The sequence below is a fragment of the Nocardia sp. A7 genome (genome assembly GCF_046549215.1).
GTDB lineage: Bacteria > Actinomycetota > Actinomycetes > Mycobacteriales > Mycobacteriaceae > Nocardia.
The window spans coordinates 292,390-312,382 of sequence record NZ_JAJPWE010000001.1; the positions used below are offsets into that span (position 1 = coordinate 292,390).

General features: G+C 66.0%; 20 protein-coding genes. 10 read left to right on the forward strand and 10 right to left on the reverse strand.

The window, feature by feature from the left end; genetic code table 11:
* Positions 1–169: 169 nt before the first annotated feature.
* The gene (gene tkt, locus ACLJPD_RS01235) at positions 170–2,140 is read left to right on the forward strand and encodes a transketolase (RefSeq protein ID WP_410869800.1); all 1,971 of its coding nucleotides are present in this window, start codon (positions 170–172) and stop codon (positions 2,138–2,140) included.
* Entirely contained in the window at positions 2,137–2,826 is a 690-nt protein-coding gene (locus tag ACLJPD_RS01240) for an HAD-IA family hydrolase (RefSeq protein ID WP_410869801.1), read from the forward strand. The genes tkt and ACLJPD_RS01240 overlap by 4 nt, the downstream gene beginning before the upstream one ends.
* A gap of 19 nt (positions 2,827–2,845) precedes the next feature.
* Here ACLJPD_RS01240 and ACLJPD_RS01245 read toward each other — a convergent pair whose 3' ends face one another.
* The 4 genes from ACLJPD_RS01245 to ACLJPD_RS01260 form a co-directional block, all read right to left on the reverse strand.
* Positions 2,846–3,721 (reverse strand): phosphoribulokinase, encoded by an 876-nt coding sequence (locus tag ACLJPD_RS01245; protein WP_410869802.1) that lies wholly within the window; start codon positions 3,719–3,721, stop codon positions 2,846–2,848.
* An 11-nt stretch (positions 3,722–3,732) separates the two neighbouring features.
* Entirely contained in the window at positions 3,733–4,809 is a 1,077-nt protein-coding gene (locus tag ACLJPD_RS01250; protein WP_410869804.1) for a class 1 fructose-bisphosphatase, read from the reverse strand.
* 81 nt (positions 4,810–4,890) lie between these two features.
* Complete coding sequence (locus tag ACLJPD_RS01255; protein WP_410869805.1) at positions 4,891–6,321, reverse strand: MFS transporter; 1,431 nt, start codon at positions 6,319–6,321, stop codon at positions 4,891–4,893.
* A 72-nt stretch (positions 6,322–6,393) separates the two neighbouring features.
* Entirely contained in the window at positions 6,394–6,870 is a 477-nt protein-coding gene (locus ACLJPD_RS01260; protein WP_410869807.1) for a MarR family winged helix-turn-helix transcriptional regulator, read from the reverse strand.
* Positions 6,871–6,980: 110 nt separating this feature from the next.
* Between ACLJPD_RS01260 and ACLJPD_RS01265 the strand changes: the two genes are divergently transcribed.
* Positions 6,981–7,991, forward strand: a complete 1,011-nt coding sequence (locus ACLJPD_RS01265; RefSeq protein ID WP_410869809.1) for an LLM class flavin-dependent oxidoreductase — start codon at positions 6,981–6,983, stop codon at positions 7,989–7,991.
* 47 nt (positions 7,992–8,038) lie between these two features.
* On the opposite strand, the gene ACLJPD_RS01270 is transcribed toward ACLJPD_RS01265, so the two are convergent.
* On the reverse strand, positions 8,039–8,647 hold the full coding sequence (locus ACLJPD_RS01270) for a DUF4126 domain-containing protein (protein ID WP_410869810.1): 609 nt from the start codon (positions 8,645–8,647) through the stop codon (positions 8,039–8,041).
* Between the two features lie 161 nt (positions 8,648–8,808).
* On the opposite strand from ACLJPD_RS01270, the gene ACLJPD_RS01275 reads away from it, so the two are divergent.
* Entirely contained in the window at positions 8,809–9,654 is an 846-nt protein-coding gene (locus ACLJPD_RS01275) for an NAD(P)H-binding protein (RefSeq protein WP_410869811.1), read from the forward strand.
* Between the two features lie 24 nt (positions 9,655–9,678).
* On the opposite strand, the gene ACLJPD_RS01280 is transcribed toward ACLJPD_RS01275, so the two are convergent.
* Both ACLJPD_RS01280 and ACLJPD_RS01285 read right to left on the reverse strand, forming a co-directional pair.
* The gene (locus tag ACLJPD_RS01280; protein WP_410869812.1) at positions 9,679–10,326 is read right to left on the reverse strand and encodes an SGNH/GDSL hydrolase family protein; all 648 of its coding nucleotides are present in this window, start codon (positions 10,324–10,326) and stop codon (positions 9,679–9,681) included.
* 28 nt (positions 10,327–10,354) lie between these two features.
* The gene (locus tag ACLJPD_RS01285; protein WP_410869813.1) at positions 10,355–11,761 is read right to left on the reverse strand and encodes an MFS transporter; all 1,407 of its coding nucleotides are present in this window, start codon (positions 11,759–11,761) and stop codon (positions 10,355–10,357) included.
* Between the two features lie 137 nt (positions 11,762–11,898).
* Here ACLJPD_RS01285 and ACLJPD_RS01290 point away from each other — a divergent pair, with 137 nt between their 5' ends.
* Positions 11,899–12,342 carry a winged helix-turn-helix transcriptional regulator gene (locus tag ACLJPD_RS01290; RefSeq protein ID WP_410869815.1) on the forward strand — a complete coding sequence of 148 codons (444 nt, stop codon included), beginning with the start codon at positions 11,899–11,901 and terminating at the stop codon, positions 12,340–12,342.
* Positions 12,343–12,376: 34 nt separating this feature from the next.
* Here the strand turns inward: ACLJPD_RS01290 and ACLJPD_RS01295 are convergent, their stop codons facing one another.
* Positions 12,377–12,982 carry a TetR/AcrR family transcriptional regulator gene (locus ACLJPD_RS01295; protein ID WP_410871885.1) on the reverse strand — a complete coding sequence of 202 codons (606 nt, stop codon included), beginning with the start codon at positions 12,980–12,982 and terminating at the stop codon, positions 12,377–12,379.
* Positions 12,983–13,118: 136 nt separating this feature from the next.
* Between ACLJPD_RS01295 and ACLJPD_RS01300 the strand changes: the two genes are divergently transcribed.
* From ACLJPD_RS01300 to ACLJPD_RS01315, 4 genes are all read left to right on the forward strand, one after another.
* Complete coding sequence (locus tag ACLJPD_RS01300) at positions 13,119–14,291, forward strand: aromatic ring-hydroxylating oxygenase subunit alpha (protein WP_410869816.1); 1,173 nt, start codon at positions 13,119–13,121, stop codon at positions 14,289–14,291.
* Positions 14,292–14,561: 270 nt separating this feature from the next.
* Positions 14,562–15,401, forward strand: coding sequence for a DUF1206 domain-containing protein (locus ACLJPD_RS01305; protein WP_410869817.1), 840 nt, complete (start codon positions 14,562–14,564; stop codon positions 15,399–15,401).
* Positions 15,402–15,664: 263 nt separating this feature from the next.
* Positions 15,665–16,048 (forward strand): alanine--tRNA ligase-related protein, encoded by a 384-nt coding sequence (locus ACLJPD_RS01310; RefSeq protein ID WP_410869819.1) that lies wholly within the window; start codon positions 15,665–15,667, stop codon positions 16,046–16,048.
* 46 nt (positions 16,049–16,094) lie between these two features.
* Entirely contained in the window at positions 16,095–16,757 is a 663-nt protein-coding gene (locus ACLJPD_RS01315) for an alanine--tRNA ligase-related protein (protein ID WP_410871886.1), read from the forward strand.
* Positions 16,758–17,128: 371 nt separating this feature from the next.
* Here ACLJPD_RS01315 and ACLJPD_RS01320 read toward each other — a convergent pair whose 3' ends face one another.
* A complete protein-coding gene (locus tag ACLJPD_RS01320) occupies positions 17,129–17,356 on the reverse strand; it encodes a hypothetical protein (protein ID WP_410869820.1) in 228 nt (75 codons plus the stop codon).
* Between the two features lie 188 nt (positions 17,357–17,544).
* Between ACLJPD_RS01320 and ACLJPD_RS01325 the strand changes: the two genes are divergently transcribed.
* Complete coding sequence (locus ACLJPD_RS01325) at positions 17,545–18,276, forward strand: hypothetical protein (RefSeq protein ID WP_410869822.1); 732 nt, start codon at positions 17,545–17,547, stop codon at positions 18,274–18,276.
* Positions 18,277–18,442: 166 nt separating this feature from the next.
* Here ACLJPD_RS01325 and ACLJPD_RS01330 read toward each other — a convergent pair whose 3' ends face one another.
* On the reverse strand, positions 18,443–19,468 hold the full coding sequence (locus ACLJPD_RS01330) for a DUF3089 domain-containing protein (protein WP_410869823.1): 1,026 nt from the start codon (positions 19,466–19,468) through the stop codon (positions 18,443–18,445).
* Positions 19,469–19,993: the final 525 nt, after the last annotated feature.

The window sequence follows — 19,993 nt, forward strand, 5'->3', positions numbered from 1 at the left end:
CCCTACGGCGGACCGCACCGTGGTTACGGGCATTGACGAGATCTCACCCGGGCACCCACCCCCGAGGGGGAGTGCGGCGGGTGCGCCGATGCGGTCCGATGAACGGACCCGAAAGAAAGGCCGCCCCATGCCGGAATCCTCAGTTCGTCGGCCGCTCAGAGTGCCGTCGGTGCAGACCGACGTGCTCGCCGTCGACACCCTGCGTTTCCTCGCGGCCGACATGGTGGAGGCCGCGCAGTCGGGCCACCCCGGCATGCCGATGGGGGCGGCGCCGATGGCGTGGACGCTGTGGAGTCGGCATCTGCGCCACGATCCGGCCGATCCCGAGTGGGCTGATCGGGACCGGTTCGTGCTGTCGGCCGGACACGGGTCGGCGCTGCTGTACGGGCTGTTGCACCTGTTCGGGTACGACCTGCCCGTCGAGGAATTGCGGCGGTTCCGGCAGTGGGGGTCGCGCACGCCTGGTCATCCGGAGTTCGGTGAGACACCGGGCGTGGAGTGCACCACCGGGCCGTTGGGCCAGGGGCTGGCGATGGCGGTGGGGATGGCCCTCGCCGAGCGGATGACCGCCGCCCGATATCCCGAGATCACCGGGCATCGCACCTACGCGATCGTCGGCGACGGCTGCCTGATGGAAGGCGTGAGTCACGAAGTCGCCTCCTTCGCAGGGCATATGGCGCTGGGCGGGTTGATCGTGCTCTGGGACGACAACCAGATCACCATCGACGGTGCGGTCGGGCGTTCGTGCGGCGACGATCAGGTCGCCCGGTTCGCTGCCTACGGGTGGCATACCGAAGTGGTGGCCGATGGGACCGATATCGCGGCGATCGATGCGGCGTTGATGCGGGCCAAGGGTGATCCACGGCCGAGTTTCCTCGCGGTGCGAACGGTGATCGGTCATGGTGCGCCCGGTGTCGCGGGAACTCCGAAGGCGCACGGCTCGCCGCTGGGGGCCGAGCAACTGGCGCTCGCCAAAGAGCTTGCGGGATGGGTACTTCCGCCGTTCGCCGTACCCGAGCAGGTCGCAGCGATGTGTGCGGCGCTGGCCGCGATCGGCGGTGAGGAGCATGCGACCTGGCTCGAGGAGTTCGCGGCGTTCGACGCTGCCGCACCCGAGCGTGCCGCCGAGTTCCGGCGTGCCGCAGCGCGATTGCTGCCGGACGGCGTGTTGCCCGCGCTGGAAGCTGTCGCGGCGCGAGTACCGCGTGCCACCCGACAGTCCTCACAGGCGTGTTTGACCGCGGCGTTGTCGACGATGCCGGAACTGGTGGGTGGATCAGCCGACCTCGCCGGCTCGACGGGCACCGTCTGTGGGGATGTGGTGACTCGCGACGACTTCGCCGCCCGCGCTGTCGCTTTCGGCATTCGCGAATTCGGGATGGCGGCCATTCTGAACGGGATGAGCCTGCACGGTGGGTTCCGGGTCTTCGGCAGCACGTTCCTGGTGTTCGCCGACTACCTGCGGCCCGCGCTGCGGTTGTCGGCCTTGATGCGGCAGCCGGTGATCTATGTGCTCACCCACGATTCGATCGCGGTCGGCGAGGACGGGCCGACGCACCAGCCGGTCGAGCACATCGAATCGCTGCGGGTGATTCCCGGGGTGCAGGTGTTGCGGCCTGCGAACGACGCGGAGACCGTGCTGGCTTGGGAAATGGCGCTGACCCGCGTCGACGGGCCGACCGCGCTGATCCTGTCGAGGCAGTCACTCCCCCAACTCGACATCGAGATAAGTGCCGCCGGTTCACGAATCGCTGACGACGAGAGCGCGGCCGACGCCGCTGTGGAGACCGAGCTCGCCGCCGCGCACCCATCGACCGGTGTCGCGCGTGAGATCGAAATCGTCGCTACCGGTTCGGAAGTCGCGCTGGCGGCCGGTGCTGCCGAGCAACTGCGGGCCGAGGGACTCGACGTTCGGGTGGTGTCGGCGTTGGATCGTTCACGCTTCACGGCTGATCCTCGCGCGCACACCATCAGCATCGAGGCGGGCAGTACCGCGGGCTGGGCCGGACTGGTCGATCTGGCGATCGGCATCGACGAGTTCGGCCACAGCGGCCCCGGCGACGAGGTCATGGCTCATCACGGGTTCACCGTGGCGGCCGTGCTCGCCCGGATCCGCGGATACCTCGACGGCACAAGATGACTCCCCTGCGAGCGGTGATCTTCGACGTCGACGGCACCCTGGTCGACAGTGAACGCGACGGCCATCGGGTGGCCTTCAACGCGGCCTTCGCCGAGGCGGGGCTCCCTGATCGCTGGGAGGTCGAGGAGTACGGGAACCTGCTGAAGGTCGCCGGTGGCGCGCAGCGACTGGCGTTCTGGTTCGAACAGCACGGGCGACCCACCGCCCAGGCCCGCGAGCTCGCACAACAGTTGCACCGCACCAAGACCCGGATCATGCGGCAGATGGCCTCGGACGGGCAGATCCGGGCCCGTCCGGGCGCGCGGGAGCTGATCGACCGACTCCGGGCGCACGGTGTCCGGTTGCACGTCGCGACCACCGGAACCCGCGCCTGGGTCGAACCGTTGCTGAAGCACGCTTTCGGTGAGCCGTTCGACACCGTGACCACCGGAACCGAAGTGCCCGTGCTGAAACCGAGCCCCGCGGTGTATCTGGACGTGCTGATCCAGACCGGCCTGTCCGCGGAGCAGGCAGTAGCCGTGGAGGATTCGGCGAACGGTGTGCGCTCAGCGGTGGCTGCCGGACTGCGGTGTGTGGCCGCGCAGAACGCCTATACCCGCACCGACGACCTGTCCGCGGCGGTACTCGTCGCCGACGGGCTCGACGATCCGGAGCTGGTGGCATGGTTCGACGACCACCTCGCGTGAGGTGGTCGTCGCGTCGATGTCAGCGGGTGCGTCCGCGACGTTCCATGAGCCGCAACAGCATCGGCGTGAAGATCAACTGCATCGCCAGGTCCATCTTCCCGCCCGGGCACACGATCGTGTTCGGGCGGGACATGAACGAGTCGTGCAGCATCGACAGCAGATACGGGAAGTCGATGCCGTGCGGGTCGGCGAACCGGATCACCAACATCGACTCGTCCGGTGTCGGAATGTTGCGGGCGACAAAGGGATTCGACGTGTCGACCACGGGCACCCGCTGGAAGTTCACGTGGGTGCGGGAGAACTGCGGGCACATGAAGTTCACGTAGTCGTGCATGCGGCGCAGGATCGTCTCGGTCACCGCCTCGGTGGAGTAGCCGCGCTTGTCCTTGTCGCGGTGCAACTTCTGGGTCCACTCGAGGTTGATCACCGGCACCACCCCGATGAGCAGATCGGCGTACTGCGCCACGTCGACCCGCTCGTCGGCCACCGCGCCGTGCAGGCCCTCGTAGAACAGCAGATCGGTGCCGGGCCGGATATCCTCCCATGGCGTGAAGGTGCCGGGGTCCTGGTCGTAGGGCGCGGCTTCTTCCTTGTCGTGCAGATACTTTCGTACTCGCCCCGTTCCGGCTTCGCCGTAGCCACGGAACAGTTTCTCCAGCTCTTCGAAAAGGTTGGCCTCCGGCCCGAAGTGGCTGAACGTATGGTCGCCATCCGACAGCGCCCGCGCCAGCTCCTCCTTCATACCTGCCCGGTCGAACTTGTGGAAGCTGTCGCCCTCGACATACGCGGCGTCGATGCCTTCCCTGCGGAAGATCTGATCGAATGTGCGCATCACCGACGTTGTTCCGGCACCGGATGATCCGGTGATGGCGACGACAGGGTGCTTGGCGGACATGGCTCTCCTCCTCAGGTGGCGGAACGGTAGAGACCGCGTAGACCGAACAGCGGACTCCACTGGCCGTCGGGCTCCTCGGCCGCTTCGGCGTGATACCTCACGATCCGCGCTACCTCGTCACGGGAACCGAAAATGAACGCGATCCGCTGGTGCAGCTCGGTGGGGGTGACGTCGAGGATCCGCTCGCGGCCGGTCGAGGCGAGACCACCGGCCTGCTCGATCAGGAACGCGATGGGATTGGCCTCGTAGAGCAGCCGCAACCTGCCCTCTTTCGATGGATCCTTCGAATCGCGCGGGTACAGGAACACGCCGCCGCGCGTCAGGATGCGATGGGTTTCGACCACCAGTGACGCGACCCAGCGCATGTTGAAGTCCTTCTCGCGCGGGCCCGTCACGCCCGCCAGGCACTCATCGATGTAGCGGCGCACGGCCGGTTCCCAGAAGCGGCGGTTGGAGCTGTTGACCGCGTACTCCGACGTGGACTCCGACAGTCGCAGGCTCTGTCCGGTGAGGAAGAACTCGCCGAGCTCGGGGTCGAGGGTGAAGGCGTGCACGCCGGTGCCGACGGTGAGTACGAGCTGTGTGGCGGGACCGTAGATCGCGTAGCCGGCGGCGACCTGCTCGGTGCCGGGCTGCAGGAAGTCCTCGACAGTCGCGTCCACGCCCGGGGTCGGTGCGCGCAGGATCGAGAAGATGCTGCCCACAGCGACATTCACATCGATATTGGACGAACCGTCGAGCGGATCGAAGGCCAGCAGGTATTTGCCGCGCGGATAGTCGGGCGGGATCGGGTAGGGGTCGTCGAGTTCCTCCGACACCATGCCCGCCAGCTGGCCGCCCCATTCGTTCGCGCGCAGGAAAAGGTCGTTGGCGACCACGTCGAGCTTCTGCTGCTGTTCACCCTGCACGTTCACCACCCCGGCGCCGCCGAGGACACCGGTGAGCGCGCCCGAGGCGATGCGCTTGGAGATCGCCTTGCAGGCCAGCGCGACGTCGAGGATCAGGGAATTGAGTTCACCGCTGGAACCGGGATGGCGGCGGCGCTCTTCGATGAGAAATTTGGTCAACGTCGTGCGGTCGGTCAGCATCCTTCGAGGACACCACCGAACCCCCGGGTGAACATCCACCCGGGGGGTGAATCGCAGGGTGGTCCCCCGCGATTCGTCTTCTCAGGAGGCGGGGACCGCCTCGGCGACCGGCTCGGCTTCGGTGCTGTCGCGCTTGCGCAGTACGGTGGCGCTGATGACAAGCGCCACGGCGAGCAGACCGGCCGCGACGGTGAAAGCCAGCCGGTAACCGCTGGTCAGAGCGGTGGCGTCGGACGCGCCTGCGACCAGTTCGGTGCCGGTCCGCGCGGCGGCGAGGGTGGACAGGACCGCGACGCCGATCGCCATGCCGACCTGCTGGGTGGTGTTGAACAGCCCCGAGGCCAGGCCCGCGTCGTCGGCTTCGGCGCCCGACATGCCCAGTGCGGTGAGGGCGGGCAGCACCAGCCCACCACCGGAGACGGCCACCATCACCGGCAGCACATCGATGAGGTAGCCGGCGTCGACGGGCAGGCGCGTCAGCCACGACATTCCGGCCAGCAGCAGCGCCAGACCGGCGATGAGCACGGTCCGCTCGCCGAAGCGGGTGATCAGGCGGGCAGAGGCGAACAGCGACACCCCGCCGATGGCGACGGCGGCGGGCAGCATGGCCAGCCCGGTCTGCAATGCGTTGTAGCCAAGCACCTTCTGCAGGTAGAGCGCGACGATGATCTGGAACGCGAACATGGCCGCGAGGGTGAGCATCTGGACCAGATTGGCGCCGGAGACCTTGCGGGAGCGAAAGATTCGCAGCGGCAACAGCGGGTTCGCCGCGGTGGCCTGACGAACGACGAAAGCGGCGAGCAGTGCGGCGGCGAGCGCGCCGAGACCGAGGGTGTGTGCCGAAATCCAGCCGTAGCGTTCGACTTCGACGACAGTGTAGATACCGAGCATCAGACCGGCGGTGACCAGCGCGGCACCCAGCACATCGGCACCGGCGGACCAGCCGAGACCACGGTCGGTGGGCAGTGCCTTGACCGCTACCAGCACCGTCAGCACGCCGATCGGCACATTGATCAGGAAGATCCAGTGCCAGTTCAGCGCGTCGGTGAGCACGCCACCGAGCACCTGCCCGATCGAGGCCCCCGCTGCGCCGGTGAAGCTGAAAACACCGATGGCCGTGGCTCGTTGGCGGGGTTCGGTGAAGATCGTGACCAGGATGCCGAGCACCACCGAGGCGGCGATCGCGCTGCCGACGCCCTGCAGGAAGCGGGCCGCCACCAGTACGGCGGGCGTGCTCGCCACCCCTGCCAGCACCGAGGCGGCGGTGAAGACGATGTTGCCGGTGACGAACATCGTCTTGCGGCCGATCAGGTCACCGAGGCGCCCGGCCAGCAGGAGCAGACCGCCGAAGGCGATCAGGTAGGCGTTCACGGTCCAGCTCAGACCGGCGGGCGAGAAGCCGAGGTCTTCCTGGATCGCCGGCATGGCGACGGTGACGATGCTGCCGTCGAGGATGGTCATCAGCATCGCGGCCGACAGCACCGCGAGGGCGGTGCGCTGGGACTGTGTCATGGGTCATCTCCTGCTCGAAGCGAACAAGAGAGACCGTACTAGATAGTTCCGTAGTAGACAATCTATTACGGACTATTGCCTGGCCCGACGCGCGGGCGCAGCCTCCACCACCGCCGACAAATGGCCCTCCACCAGGTGATTCAACGCCCGCACCAGAGATTCACGCTCAGCCTTCGGCAGCGAACCGAGCGCGCCCTGATGAACACCGTCGACGATTTGGGTACTGCGCGCGGCGAGCTCCGCACCCGCGGGCGTCACCGAGATGATGCGCGCGCGGCGGTCGGTGCTCGACGGTTTGCGTTCGGCCAGACCCGCCTTCTCCAGCGCGTCGACCGTGACCACCATGGTGGTCTTGTCCATGTCACCGAGCTCGGCGAGCTGAGCCTGCGTCCGTTCGGCTTCCAACGCGTGGACCAGCACACAGTGCATGCGCGCCGTGAGGCCGATTTCGGCCAGCGCCGCCGCCATCTGCGTGCGCAGAACATGACTGGTGCGGTCGAGCAGGAAGGACAGATCGGGTTCGGTGCGCGTCGGCGCCAGAGCAGTCATACCGTTCACTATAGTTTCGTCATAGATAATCCGCATACATCCACAAATCGGGGAATGTTATCGGACTGCGGTCCGTTTATCAGAGGACTGCATTCCGAAGAGAGGTTCACATGGAACTGGGGCTCACCACCTTCGCCGAGCTGTACCCCACCGGTGACCGGCCTGCGCCGACCGCCGCCCAGCGGCTGCGTCAGGTGGTCGACGAGGCCGTGGCGACCGAGGCCGCCGGGCTCGATGTGTACGGCGTCGGCGAACATCATCGCCAGGATTTCGCCGCGTCCGCCCCGGCCGTCGTGCTGGCCGCGGCTGCCGCCCGGACCGAGCGCATCCAGTTGACCAGCGCGGTCACCGTACTCAGCTCCGATGATCCGGTGCGCGTGTTCCAGGACTTCGCGACGCTGGACGGGCTGTCGAACGGGCGCGCGGAGTTGATGGCGGGTCGTGGGTCGTTCACGGAGTCGTTCCCGTTGTTCGGGTACGACCTTTCCGACTACGACGCACTGTTCGAGGAGAAGCTGGCACTGCTGCTGCATCTGCGCGAGGAGGGTCCGGTCACCTGGACGGGCCGATTCCGCGCACCGCTGCACGACGCGACGGTGTATCCGCGCACCGACGATCGACCCCTGCCGGTGTGGATCGCGGTCGGCGGCAGTCCCGAGTCGGTGGTTCGCGCCGGCCTGCTCGGCCTGCCCCTCGCCATCGCGATCATCGGCGGTGAGCCCGCGCGGTTCAAGCCGCTGGTGGACCTCTACCACCGGGCGCTCGCCGAAGGCGGACACGAGAAGCAGCCGGTTGCGGTCCACGCGCACGGCTATGTCGCCGACACCGACGCGCAGGCGGTCGCGCAGTTCTACGAGCCCTACGCGCTGGCCATGTCGACCATCGGTCGCGAACGCGGCTGGGGTCCGATGACGCGCGCGCAGTTCGACGCCCTGCGCTCGCAGAGCGGTTCCCTGTTCGTCGGCACCCCCGACTACGTGGCGAGCAAGATCGCCGAGGTGCGCGACACCCTCGGCCTGGATCGCTTCATGCTGCACACCAGCGTGGGGACACTGCCGCCCGAGCAGGTGCTGCACAGCATCGACCTGCTCGGCACGAAGGTGGCGCCGCAGGTGCGGTGAGATTCCAGCGCCGGTCCGGCCCGAGCGAGAGGCCAGGCCGGACGGCGCTATTCCAGGGCCTGGTCGACACCGGCGAACCGCTCGGTGCGGCGTTCTCGTCGGCGTCGGAGATAGCGGCGGATTCGGCTGGCGCACAGGTAGACCACCCACAATCCGATCGCCAGTAGGACCGCGGCGATCACCGCCGCCAGCACCGGGAAGAACACCGCCAGGGTGAGGACACCGGCGACGGTGACGTCTTCGGCGGTGCTCATCGCGATATTGGTGACCGGCTCAGGGGAGGTGTTGATCGCCATCCGCGTGCCCGCTTTGACGATGTGGCTGAGCAGAGCGGTGGTGCCGCCGACAGCGGCGGCGAACATCGTGGGAAGCGAATCATCTTGGCCCGCAATCAGAGCCGAGATCACGGCGCCCGACGCGGGCCGCACCACCGTGTGTATCGCATCCCAGAACGAGTCCAGATACGGGATCTTGTCCGCCACGGCCTCGACCAGGAACAACACCCCGGCGACAACGAGCACATCGGTCCGCTGCAGCCCGGGTGGCACATCGCCTGCCCACCCGATCCGCCCGAACAGCCCCAGCAGAAACACCACTGCGTACGCGTTGATCCCGCTGGCCCAGCCCGCGGTGAAGATCAGAGGTAACACCGACACTCTCCCAGCCTAAGCCAGCGCACCGACATCACCCGGCAGGCGAATCCTTCCGACTCCGCACCCTTGCCCACCGACTCAGTCAGTCACACAACTGACTATGGACAGATCGCCTACCGGTCGGCTACGTTCTTGTTAGTCAGATAACTAACTCAGGAGCGAGCATGATCGTTGTAACCGGAGCAACCGGCAATGTCGGACGCACCCTTGTTCAGACCCTTGCCGCAGCGGGCGAGCAGGTGACCGCGGTGTCCCGTGGCATCACCGGGCCCGCGCTGCCGGACGGCGTGCGCCACCAGCGCGCCGATCTCACCGCGCCCGAAACCCTCTCCCCCGCCTTCACGGGCGCGCGAGCGCTGTTCCTGCACGACACCGGCACCAGTGCGCACCTGATGGATCCCCGCGCGATCCTCGAACTCGCGAAATCCGCTGGTATCCAACGAGTTGTGCAGCTCTCGTCGCAGGGCGTCGCCACCCGGCCGGAGTCGGCCTCCCACGGACAGTTGGGGCACTCGTTCGAGGAAGCCGTCCGCGGGTCGGGGCTGGCATGGACGATCCTGCGGCCCGGCGCCTTCGCCTCCAATGCCTACGCCTGGGTGGAATCGGCCCGTGCCGAACGTACCGTCGCGGCCCCGTTCGGTGAGGTCGGCCTGCCGGTGGTCGATCCGTCCGATATCGCCGAGGTCGCCGCGGCCGCGCTGCGCGAGGACGGCCACGCCGGACAGATCTACACACTGACCGGCCCGGCGCTCAGCACACCCACGCAGCGGGCCGAAGACCTCGGTGCGGCGCTCGGCGAACCGCTTCGGTTCGTCGAACAGACCCGGGCGCAGGCACGTGCCCAGATGCTGCACTTCATGCCCGAACCCGTCGTCGAGACCACCCTGGACATCCTCGGCGCGCCGAAACCCGAGGAACAACGAATCTCCCCCGACATCGAAAGGGTGCTCTGCCGCGCGCCGCACACCTTCGCGGACTGGGCTCAACGAAACGCCTTCGCGTTCAAGTAGTCCGGTGCGTTGACAGCGTTCGACTCAGCCCAGACGCCTTCCGAGCGCCTGGATCAAAACGCTCGCGATGATCGCCTGTCCCGTCGTGGCGAAATGTATCCGGTCCTCGCTGAGCAGATTCGGCCGCTCGTTCAGCGCATGATCCCAGCAATCGGCGACAACCGCGTCATACTGCGCTGCCAGCACACGCGTGAGGTCGTTGAGCCGGGCGACGCGGTCGCGGAAATCGGGAAACGCCGGGATCACGAACGCTCGACCGAGCGTGAACACGCTCACCTGAGCACCCGTCCCCGTCGCCCACTCGTACATCGCGCGGAGATCGTCCTCGATCTGTTCCCAATCAGGTGTGCGACACATGATGTCGTTCGCGCCACTGTTGACGTGCAGCAGGTCGGGGCCGAACTCCTCGATCCGCTCCGCCTGCGCATCGAGCGCCTGCGCGGTGGTGGCGCCGACCCTCGATGTGTTGATGTGGGCGAGGTCGGGACGGACCCGGCGCAGCACGCGCTCCACGCGAGCAGACCATCCCAAGTCGTCGTAACCCGGCGTCACGTCTCCGACACCGAGCGAGAGGCTGTCGCCGAAGACGCCGAACCGCTGCCATGGGGCGCCGGCGAGGATCGCCGCACCGGCTTCCGTGGAGAGGACGTCGGGGTCCGTGGCTTCGGTCAAGAGTCGAGATTCTGATGTCATCGTTGCCTCACCTGGTTTCTGTCTGGCGACTGCTCTGCTGCCGAATCCCGAGTGCGGTCACCGCGCTGACGAGTACCAGCGCGGTGACGAAGATCCAGCCGTCCCTGAAGTTTTCATCGCCATGGATGACCGACTGGCCGCCCAGGATGGCGACGAGCCCGGCGATACCGACGGCATAGCCTGCTTGACGAGCGGTGTTGACCACAGCGCTGCCGGTGGCTGTATCCGCCGGGGCGAGCTCGGCGGTAGCGGTGCCCATGACGGTGGGCATGGCGATCCCGATTCCTACGCCGATGATGATCCAGCCCGGGAGGATATCGGTGGCGTAGTGAGCGCCGCCCTGGGTCGCGAGCAGCAGCGACCCGAGCCCGAAGATCGCGAAGCCGACGGAGACGATGAACCTGGGTGGCACGCTCGCGGCCCAGCGCTGGGTCAGGAACGCGAACAGCGGTACTACCAAAGGGCCGGGCAGCATGGACAACCCGGCTCGGAGGGGGCCGTAGTCGGCTGTGGTCTCCAGCCACAGCGACACGCTCAGGAAGACAGCGCCGAAGGCACTGGTGAAGATCAGGATCGTGATGTTGGAGATGGCGAAGTTCGGTGTGCGGAACAGACGTGGCGACATGACCGGCGCCGGATGCGTCCGGACGCGATAGGTCAGCAGCCCCAGCGCGGCCAACGCGAGCGCGACGGTGAGCAGCGTCCGCGCTGAGCCCCAGCCCCAGTCGTCGGCCTTCACCAGAGCCAATGACAGGGCACCGATCGACACCGCGATGGCGATCGCGCCGACCGGATCAGGAACGCGCGTACGCGCGGATGGCGCGGCCGCAGGGATCAGGCGAACCGCCACCGCGAGCGCGACCAGGCCGATGGGCAGGTTGAGCAGGAACGCCCACCGCCAGGAACTCTGGGCCAGCATGCCGCCGATGACCGGCCCGAGCGCGCCCGCGAACGAGGAACTGGTGGCCCAGATCTTCACGGCGCCGGACCGACGTTCCGCGGGCAGCACACTGAGGATCAATCCGAGACTCGCCGGGGTGAGCACCGCAGCGCCGACGGCCTGCGCGACCCGAGCGGCGATCAGCAGCCCCAGGGTCGGCGCTACCGCGCAGCCGACACTGGCGACGGTGAACACACCGAGACCGACGAGGAATCCCCGCTTGCGTCCGTACCGGTCGGACAGACTCCCGGCCGGGATGAGACAGGCGGCGTACACGACGATGTACGCCGTGAGGACCCAGCTCAGTCCCGCCAAGGACGATCCGGAGTAGGTCTGTCCGATCGACTCGAACGCCACGTTCACGATGAACAGGTCGAGCATCGTCATGAACGCGGCCACGCACAACAGTGCTGTCGTCCTGGTGGCGGCCTCGGGCGCGACCTCGCCGCTCGGGACTGCCACCCGGGTGCTCATCGGCGGACCCGTCGCTCGATGAAGCCGGCGATCGTAGAGGGGAACACGAGAGCCTCCAAGAGAGTTGGTATTTCAAACTGACTAGACGTTCGCATAGTCAGTTTGAAAACACAACCCACATGGGTGAGGATGGAAGCATGCCGACAGCACCCGCGGAGGAGACACCAAGGGACTGCACGATCGCCGACGCGCTCGAAGTCGTCGGCGACCGCTGGAGCCTGCTCGTCGTGCGCGAACTCTTCTACGCGCAGCGACGATTCACCGAGATCGCCCGCAACACCGGGGCGCCACGCGACATCCTCACCACGCGCCTACGCAAGCTGGTCGAGCACGGCGTCATCGCCCGCAAGCAGTACAGCCAGCGACCGGTCCGGTACGAGTACCGGCTCACCGCTGCCGGACGAGCACTGGCACCGGTGCTGTTCACCCTCAAACGGTGGGGCCACGAGCACGTCCGACAGGGCGACGACCCGGTTCGCTTCGATCACACCTGCGGCCACGAGTTCGTCGCCGAGGTGCACTGCACGGCCTGTGGCGATGCGTTCGACAGTGACCAGTTGACGCTGAAACCCCAGCGATGAGCCGCCCGCTCGAGCCTTGCGAAGTCCGAAGTCGTTACCGCTGTTGGATATTGCGCAGGGCGGGCGCGACCCAGGTGGCGAGATAGGCACGTAGGTCGGCGGCGCGACGAGGGGGGCGGCCCGGATCCAGGACGAAGGACTGGACGATGCGGAGCATGTGCTCGACGAGTTCGTCGAGGTGGGCGTTGTCGATGCCCGCTCGCTCCCAGTCCACGGCGAAGCGCTCGAGGATGGAACGGCCCAGGATCAGCGCGGTGTCGGAGGTGACGTCGGCGGAGTAGGCGCCGACGCGACCCGGGGTCAACAGCAGGCTGAGGTAGCGGTCCCGCGGCAGCGTTTCCAGGGTGTAGGCGATGCCTTCGACCACCGCGTCGGCGGGGTCGGTGATCCGGTCCAGGTGCGCGGTGAGAACGTCGAGGAAGCGCCCGGTCTCGACCAGCGCGGTGGCGGCGATCAACGCGTCGGCATTGGGGAAGTAGCGATACACCGTCTGCCGGGTGACGCCGAGTTCGCGGGCGATCTCGGCCATCGTGAAATCAGCACCGGACCGTTCGATAGCCGCCCGTGCGACCGCCAGGATGCGGTCGACGGCCTCGGCATCGGTACTCGGGACCGCTCCGGACCAGCCATGCCTGCGCAATCGAACCTCCAATCGGACGCCTCTCTCGAGCCGACACTATCGACTGATCAGGGTTCTTGGAATTTTCGACGATTTTGACCATACATATCTAGTCAAGTGTATGTTCTGAATGAAGACGGAAAGGCTAGGTCTCCCGATGACCCTTCACACCGCCCCCGGCACTGCCGGGTTGACCGACGACCTGACTCGACGCGCGCTGCGCCTGGTCCTCGACCGCACCACCGACATGGCCGAATCCCCCTTGCGCGTGCCGTTGCACTACTACCGGGATCCGAAGATCACCGAGGTGGAGGAGTCGCAGATCCTGCGCCGCACCCCGCTGGCGGTCATGCCGAGCGCCCGGATCCCCGAACCCAACGACTATGTCGTGCGCCAGGTTTTGAACGATTCGCTGCTGATCACCCGCGACCGTGCGGGCACCGCGCACGTGCTGCTGAACTACTGCCGCCACCGCGGCGCACAACCGGCGTGCGGGTCGGGCAACGCCACCCGCTTCACCTGTCCGTACCACGCCTGGACCTACAAGAACACCGGCGAACTCGCCGGGATGCCGGGCAAAGAAGGCTTCACCGGTCTCGACCGCGGCGACTACGGGTTGGTCGAACTGCCGAGCCAGGAACGTCACGGCTTCATCTGGGCCGTGCTCTCCGCCGATGGCGCGATCGACGTCGACGCGCACCTCGGCGCGATGGGACCGGAGCTGGCACAGCTGGACTACGGCTCCTACGGCTACCACGACGACCGCGAATTCGTCTCCGAGGTCAGCTGGAAAGGCGCGCTGGAAGCCTTCGCCGAGAGCTACCACTTCCCCTTCGTCCACGGTCAGAGCGTGATCGGGCAGAACACCGTCGCCAACACCTCCACCCACGACGGATTCGGCCGACACCATCGCATGGGATTCCCCTTCAACTGGATCACCAACCTCGACACCGACCCGGCCGGCGACTGGAACCCGTTGCTGAACATGGGCGTTATCTACTGGATCTATCCCAACCTGATCCTGGCCAACAGCCCGGTCGGGGTGGAGATCTTGGACATGCTGCCCGCCGGCGCCCCGACCAGGTGCACCGTCCGACACAGCTGGATGGCCAAGTTCCCCGCGACCACCGATGAACAACGCGCCGTCTACGACACCATCTACGACCAGGTGCACGCCGCGGTCCGCGACGAAGACTTCGCCATGCTGCCCCAATGTGGGGAGGGTGTCCGCCAGGGTCAGCACGACCACATGATCATCGGCCGCAACGAAATCGGCGTCCAGCACATGATCAGGACCTTCGCCGCCGAACTCGGTGTCGCCCTCGACTGACCGGCTGTCGACGTGCGGTCTCGCCTCCATCGCACAGGTCCCTGTGATCAAGATCGACGGCGTTGACACCGGACGGATTACGGCGTTGACTCGATCTCACAGAAGGCTTTCGGTCGAGCCACTGGCAACCGCAGCCTCGAGGCTGCGGGTCGGGCCGACATCACAGACGCCTTCAAGGACTAGCCTCGCCGAACGAGACTCCCGCGGTAGATCCCGTGGGCCGACCGTTGCGGACTACGTCGACGGATCGACCACACGCAGGGATTTACCATGCCGCACAACACCGCCTCCTCCTCGTCATCGGACAACTCGTCCACTGCCGTGGCCCGGGTGGCCCAGAACAGCATCTTCGAACGATTCGCCCGCGCAGGCCTCGTCATGAGCGGGATCGTGCACCTGATCATCGGCTACATCGCCATCCGGCTCGCCCTCGGTGGCGGGGGTGGCGCCGCCGACCAGTCGGGGGCCATGGCCGAACTGGCCGCCAAGCCGGGCGGTGTCATCGCGCTCTGGGTCGGTGTCGTGGCGTTCTCGCTGATGGCGTTGTGGCGGCTCGCCGAAGCGGCACTCGGCAGCGCGTCCGAACCCGACGACGACAGCAAGAAATCCGAGGCTGTCCATCGCGTCAAGGCATTCTCCTTGGCGGTGGTCTACCTCGCTTTCGCTGTCTCCGCATTCAGATTCGCCCAGGGCGCGGGCCAATCCAGTAGCGAGCAGAGTACGGGGATCACTGCTGCGATGATGCGATCGAGCATGGGCACGATCGCTCTCGTCGTCGCCGGGCTGATCATCATCGCGATCGGCGGCTATCACGTCTACAAGGGAGCGACCCAGAAGTTCCTCTCCGACCTGAAAGGCTCCACGAGCAACCTGGTTCGTCGGTTGGGCACGGTCGGATACATCGCGAAGGGTTTGGCCATCGCGGCCATCGGAGTGCTGGTGATAGTCGCGGTCGTTCGATCCGCTCCCAGCGAAGCCTCCGGCCTCGACGGCGCGTTCAAAACCCTGGGGGCACAACCCTTCGGAGCGGCCCTGTTGATCATCGCCGGCCTGGGCATCATCACCTACGGCCTCTACAGTTTCGCCATGGCGCGCGACGCCAAGATGTAGCCGGCCCGATGCATCGCCCAGTGGCGTCCGCACATAAATCGGTGGTGCTCCGCACGACCTGATCGCTACCGTTGCAACCATGAAGGTCACCTCACGAATCGCTGCCGCGACCGCACGAGCTCTCAGCTCGCCGGTCGCTGCCGCCTGACCTCTTTCTCCCCTGCCGGCGGCCGGAAACGGTCCGCTGGTTTGCGTCGGTCTTGTTGCCGGACCTGCCGTGTGCGGTCGCTTCCGGTCGATTTCACATCGATGGAGCAACCACCGTGATCACGACAGACCAGACCGTTCAGACCTTCCTCGAGTTCTTCCGCGAACGCGGGCACGAACTCACGCCGGGCGGATCGCTCATTCCCTCACCGGGTGATCCGGTCCTGTTCACCACCTCCGGCATGCACCCGTTGACCCCCTATCTGATGGGCCGACCCCACCCGCTCGGCCAGCGGCTCACCGGCCTGCAGCGATGCCTGCGCACCACCGATCTCGATGAGGTCGGTGACGACACCCACCTGACCGTTTTCGAAATGCTCGGGTCCTGGTCACTCGGTCACTACAGCGGCCCGCAGAGCCTGCGTTGGGGATTCGAACTGCTGCGCGACGGCTTCGGCATCGACCCCAGCCGGATGTACGTCACTGTGTTAGGGCGGTGACGAACAGGTCGAGCCCGACCACGAATCGTGGCGCACGTGGGTTGAGCTGGGCTTACCGGTCGAACCGACCACCGACGAGAACTGGTGGTCCAACGGCCCGATCGGACTCTGCGGGCCCGATTCCGAGATCTTCCTCTGGACGGGACACGAAATACCGCAGGGCACACCGACATCCGATGACCGGTGGGTGGAGGTGTGGAATCACGTCATGATGCGATATGTCCGCCATCCCGACGGCAGTCTCGAACCGATGCGCCGACCCGGTATCGACACCGGCTTGGGTGTGGAACGACTGATGCGAATCCTGCAGAACACGCGGTCCGTCTTCGAGATCGACGTTTTCGAGCCCTGGCTGACCACCCTGCCCAGACTCTGGGGCCCGCTCGACGACCGGTCGCTGCGACTACTTTCGGACCACCTGCGATCGGGCATCGTCGTCCTCGGCGACCACGTCACACCCTCCCCGTCCGGTCGCGGTCACATACTCCGCCGTTTGATCCGCCGCACCCTCACCACACTGTGGCGCGATGATCCGACCCGCACCCTCTCCGACCTGCCGATCGAGCTCGTGCAACACCTCGAGCACTTCCGGCAACCCGTGCACCCCCACGCGGTACGCACCATCCTGCTCGATGAGGAACACAAATTCGATCGGCTACTCCAACGCGGACGAAAAGTCCTGTCCCACCGCCGATTCACCGACCCTTGAACGACGACGACTACCACTACCTGCACGACACCCACGGCCTACCCCGAGATCTCGTGGAGTACCTGAACACCGAAGCCGGTGCGAGGTGATTTTGTCAGGCCATGGGCGATCCGATCCGCAGATCATCCTCTCCCGCCTGATCCGGATGGCGGCGGTTCGTGTCTGTCAGCTCACTCGGTCTAGGCCAGTAGCAAGCGCTCCCTACAGTGGGCGGAAGACCGATCGAGGCCAAAGATCTGGTTATCAAGTTCGGTGCATGACCAACGACCTATATTGCCGCAGATCGCGTGGTCGCGAACGTCCGCATCTGCCGATTACCGCGTCCTCCACGGCTACTGGCCGTACCGCCGCCAGACCGTAGCTTCGGAAAGTTATGCCCGGCTCTCACCACGACAGCGATAACCACCGTTACGCCGGTCAGCCCTGACGGACCATGCCAGTGCAGCGCAGAGGCCGCCGAACATCATGGCTCCAGCCAGCAAGATTCCCACGCCGACAATGGCGGTGCCGAAGCCGAAGTACATGGCAAACGGACTCGACAGCATTGCGCCGATGAAGCCCCCGATCAGGGCCACGACGAGGACAGGCCGACGTTTCATGAATCGACTCTAGCCTCCGAGCAATCGATCGCTCCGTCCAAGACACCAGCATCACAGACATCCGCTAGTGCCCTTGGGCGCGCGGTCACGAACGTCCGCATCTACCGATTATCGAGTGGTGGACGCTGATCAGCTCTGGGATCATCGGGTCGACGTTCGACATCAGTGCCGGTGGGAGGAAATCGCGGATGAGCACGGCGCGGCGGTTTTGGATCGAATTCGACCCGCACGAGTGCACCGACGCCCGGTTTTGGCAGGGTGTCGGTGTGACCGGCTTCGACGTGCGGGATTGCTTGTCGATGGTCGCCGATCTGTTCCCCGATGGACTGTTGCCACCCGTGCACCGAATCACCGTCGACGTCTCGCTGGCCGAGCCACTACCGGTGAATCCCAGCCATTTCGGCGTTTCAGTGTGGCGCGGCGTCTGGTATCCACCCGTGAACCTCGGAATCGGGCCGACCCACGACATCGACCGACGGGGAGCACCCTGCGACTACCCGGCGCCTGTCACCGCAGCACACCGCCGCGTGCGGGCTAGCGCGAATCCGCGCACGAAAACCACATGGTGGGAAGAAATCCCGCATATCGATGGCCTGCTGTGGCCGCTGATGGGCATGCACCGCGCCGAGCGCGGTGATGGAATGCGGCATTATGCCCCGCCGCTGCGCCGGGCCTGCGCTGCGGATCCGACCTACGGGGCCTTGGTGCGCGAGGCCCTCGACTTCATGATCTGGTGGCGGCCGACACCGGACGAGTGGTTCGACCCGACCGAAGCCAGGTTCGCCGATCAACGTGACCTGGACAAGTACCTGCGAGCCTTCCGAGACTACTTGTTCGTAACTCGCCCGGAGCCGATCTATCCTCCCGGCAGCGAACCGTTTTCACCCGACGCGGAACCACGACTTCCCGGGAGCGAATAAAACCCTCTCAGGCACAGAACATCCCGTGATCGCAGCTGGGCGCGACCCGATTCAGGGCTGCACGCGACGCGGCTCGAGACGCACGCTCATGCCGCGGCCCACGCGATCCCGAGGGCCGCGGAACCAGCCGACGAACGCACTCGACTGCCGATTGCCGTGCGTATGTTCAGTGCGAAGCCAGCCAGGCCTGGGTTTGCTGGTTTGCGATCGAGATGAGGCGGTCGTAGCCGTAGTTGATGTCGATCAGGTGGGATTCGAACAGTGGGATCTCGTTGAGGCGTTCAGGGCCGGTGATTATGGCCCGGTAGAAGTTGTAGCCGTTACGCTCTACGCAGTAGCCGGTCGCGCGGGATCCGGTCGAGGTCCAGGTCGAGTCGGAGTGCGGGGAAGTTCCCGGCAGAGTGGTGTAGCCGAGCAGGATCGAGATGATGCCGAACGCGTACGGATCCGACGGCACGGTCACCGGCTGCGGGGAATCGTCGCCGCTGAGCAGAGCGGGATCGGTGCAAGCGACCTGGTAGCCGGGACCATAGGGCAGGCCCCATCGCAGGGAGAGCAGGCTCAGATCCGCGTTGCCGAACAGCGAGATCAGCGGGTCGTTCTGTGCGACGGAATACGCGATGACACAACCGTATTCCCCGCGTCGAGTGCACAGCGGAATCGAGGTGAAATCACCTCCGGTGACGCTTGCGCGGGCGGTCGTCACATTGCCACCCATCAGAAACGCGCCGACCAGTCGGGAACGCAACTGCGGATCGGGGTCGATGTGTTCGCGGATCAGCTTGCGCGCCATCAGTGTGCCCTGTGAGTGACTGATGATGATCACGCCGCGACCGTGATTATCATTGGCGAGGTAGTTGTTCCACGCCTCTTCGATATCGCGGTACCCCACCTCATGGAGGGCGACTCCGGTGGCCAGTTCCAGTGGTAGCGCCGGCAAGGTCACCTGCCGATACACCGGAGCGAACACCCGACAGGTATTCGAGAACCGCGCCGCCTGAAAATTGGCGATGGAACGCACCTCCGGTTGCACGACCGGATCCTGGTTCAACGCCACCTGATTGCTGACCGTGGGGTATAGATAGAAGCAGTCGACCGGCTTGTCGGCCTCATCGACCGAGGTAGCGGTAGTCACCTCTCCGGTGCCCAGGTCGGTGGTGTCGGACGGCAGATCGCAGGGATCATTCGCCATCGACGGATGGCACAGCCATGTGGTCGCCGATACCGGTTCCACCCCAGGCTGCGCAATCGCCACACCCGGTGCCACCGACACTGTCGCAACCAAGGCCAACGCTGCGGCTCGACCGAACAATTTCATCAGCGTCGACGAAACCATCACACCCACACCCATTTCGTTTGTCTGCGACAACCCGCGTCGACCCTAGCCGAACGACCGTAAGGTTTTGATCGAGATCGACACATCCACCCCGGTCCTATGACCGTCCGCTCATCCGCTGGACGCACGGTCGTGGACGTCCGAATCGGACGTGGTCCTTGCCCTGGCTGCCAACATGGACGGGGAGAATGCAAGGTTCCATCGGGGCGCACGGGTTGGTCCAGGAGCCGGTCATCCCGAGTAGCCATTGCAGGTTCCGCTTCGCGATCTCAGGCGACGCTGAGCCGGAATAGAGGGAACCGGTCTCTGCGACCGCGGCAATCGAGGACGCGCTGCAATGCCGAATATCGTGTGGTGGGCACCCTTCTGGAGGCTCGGTAT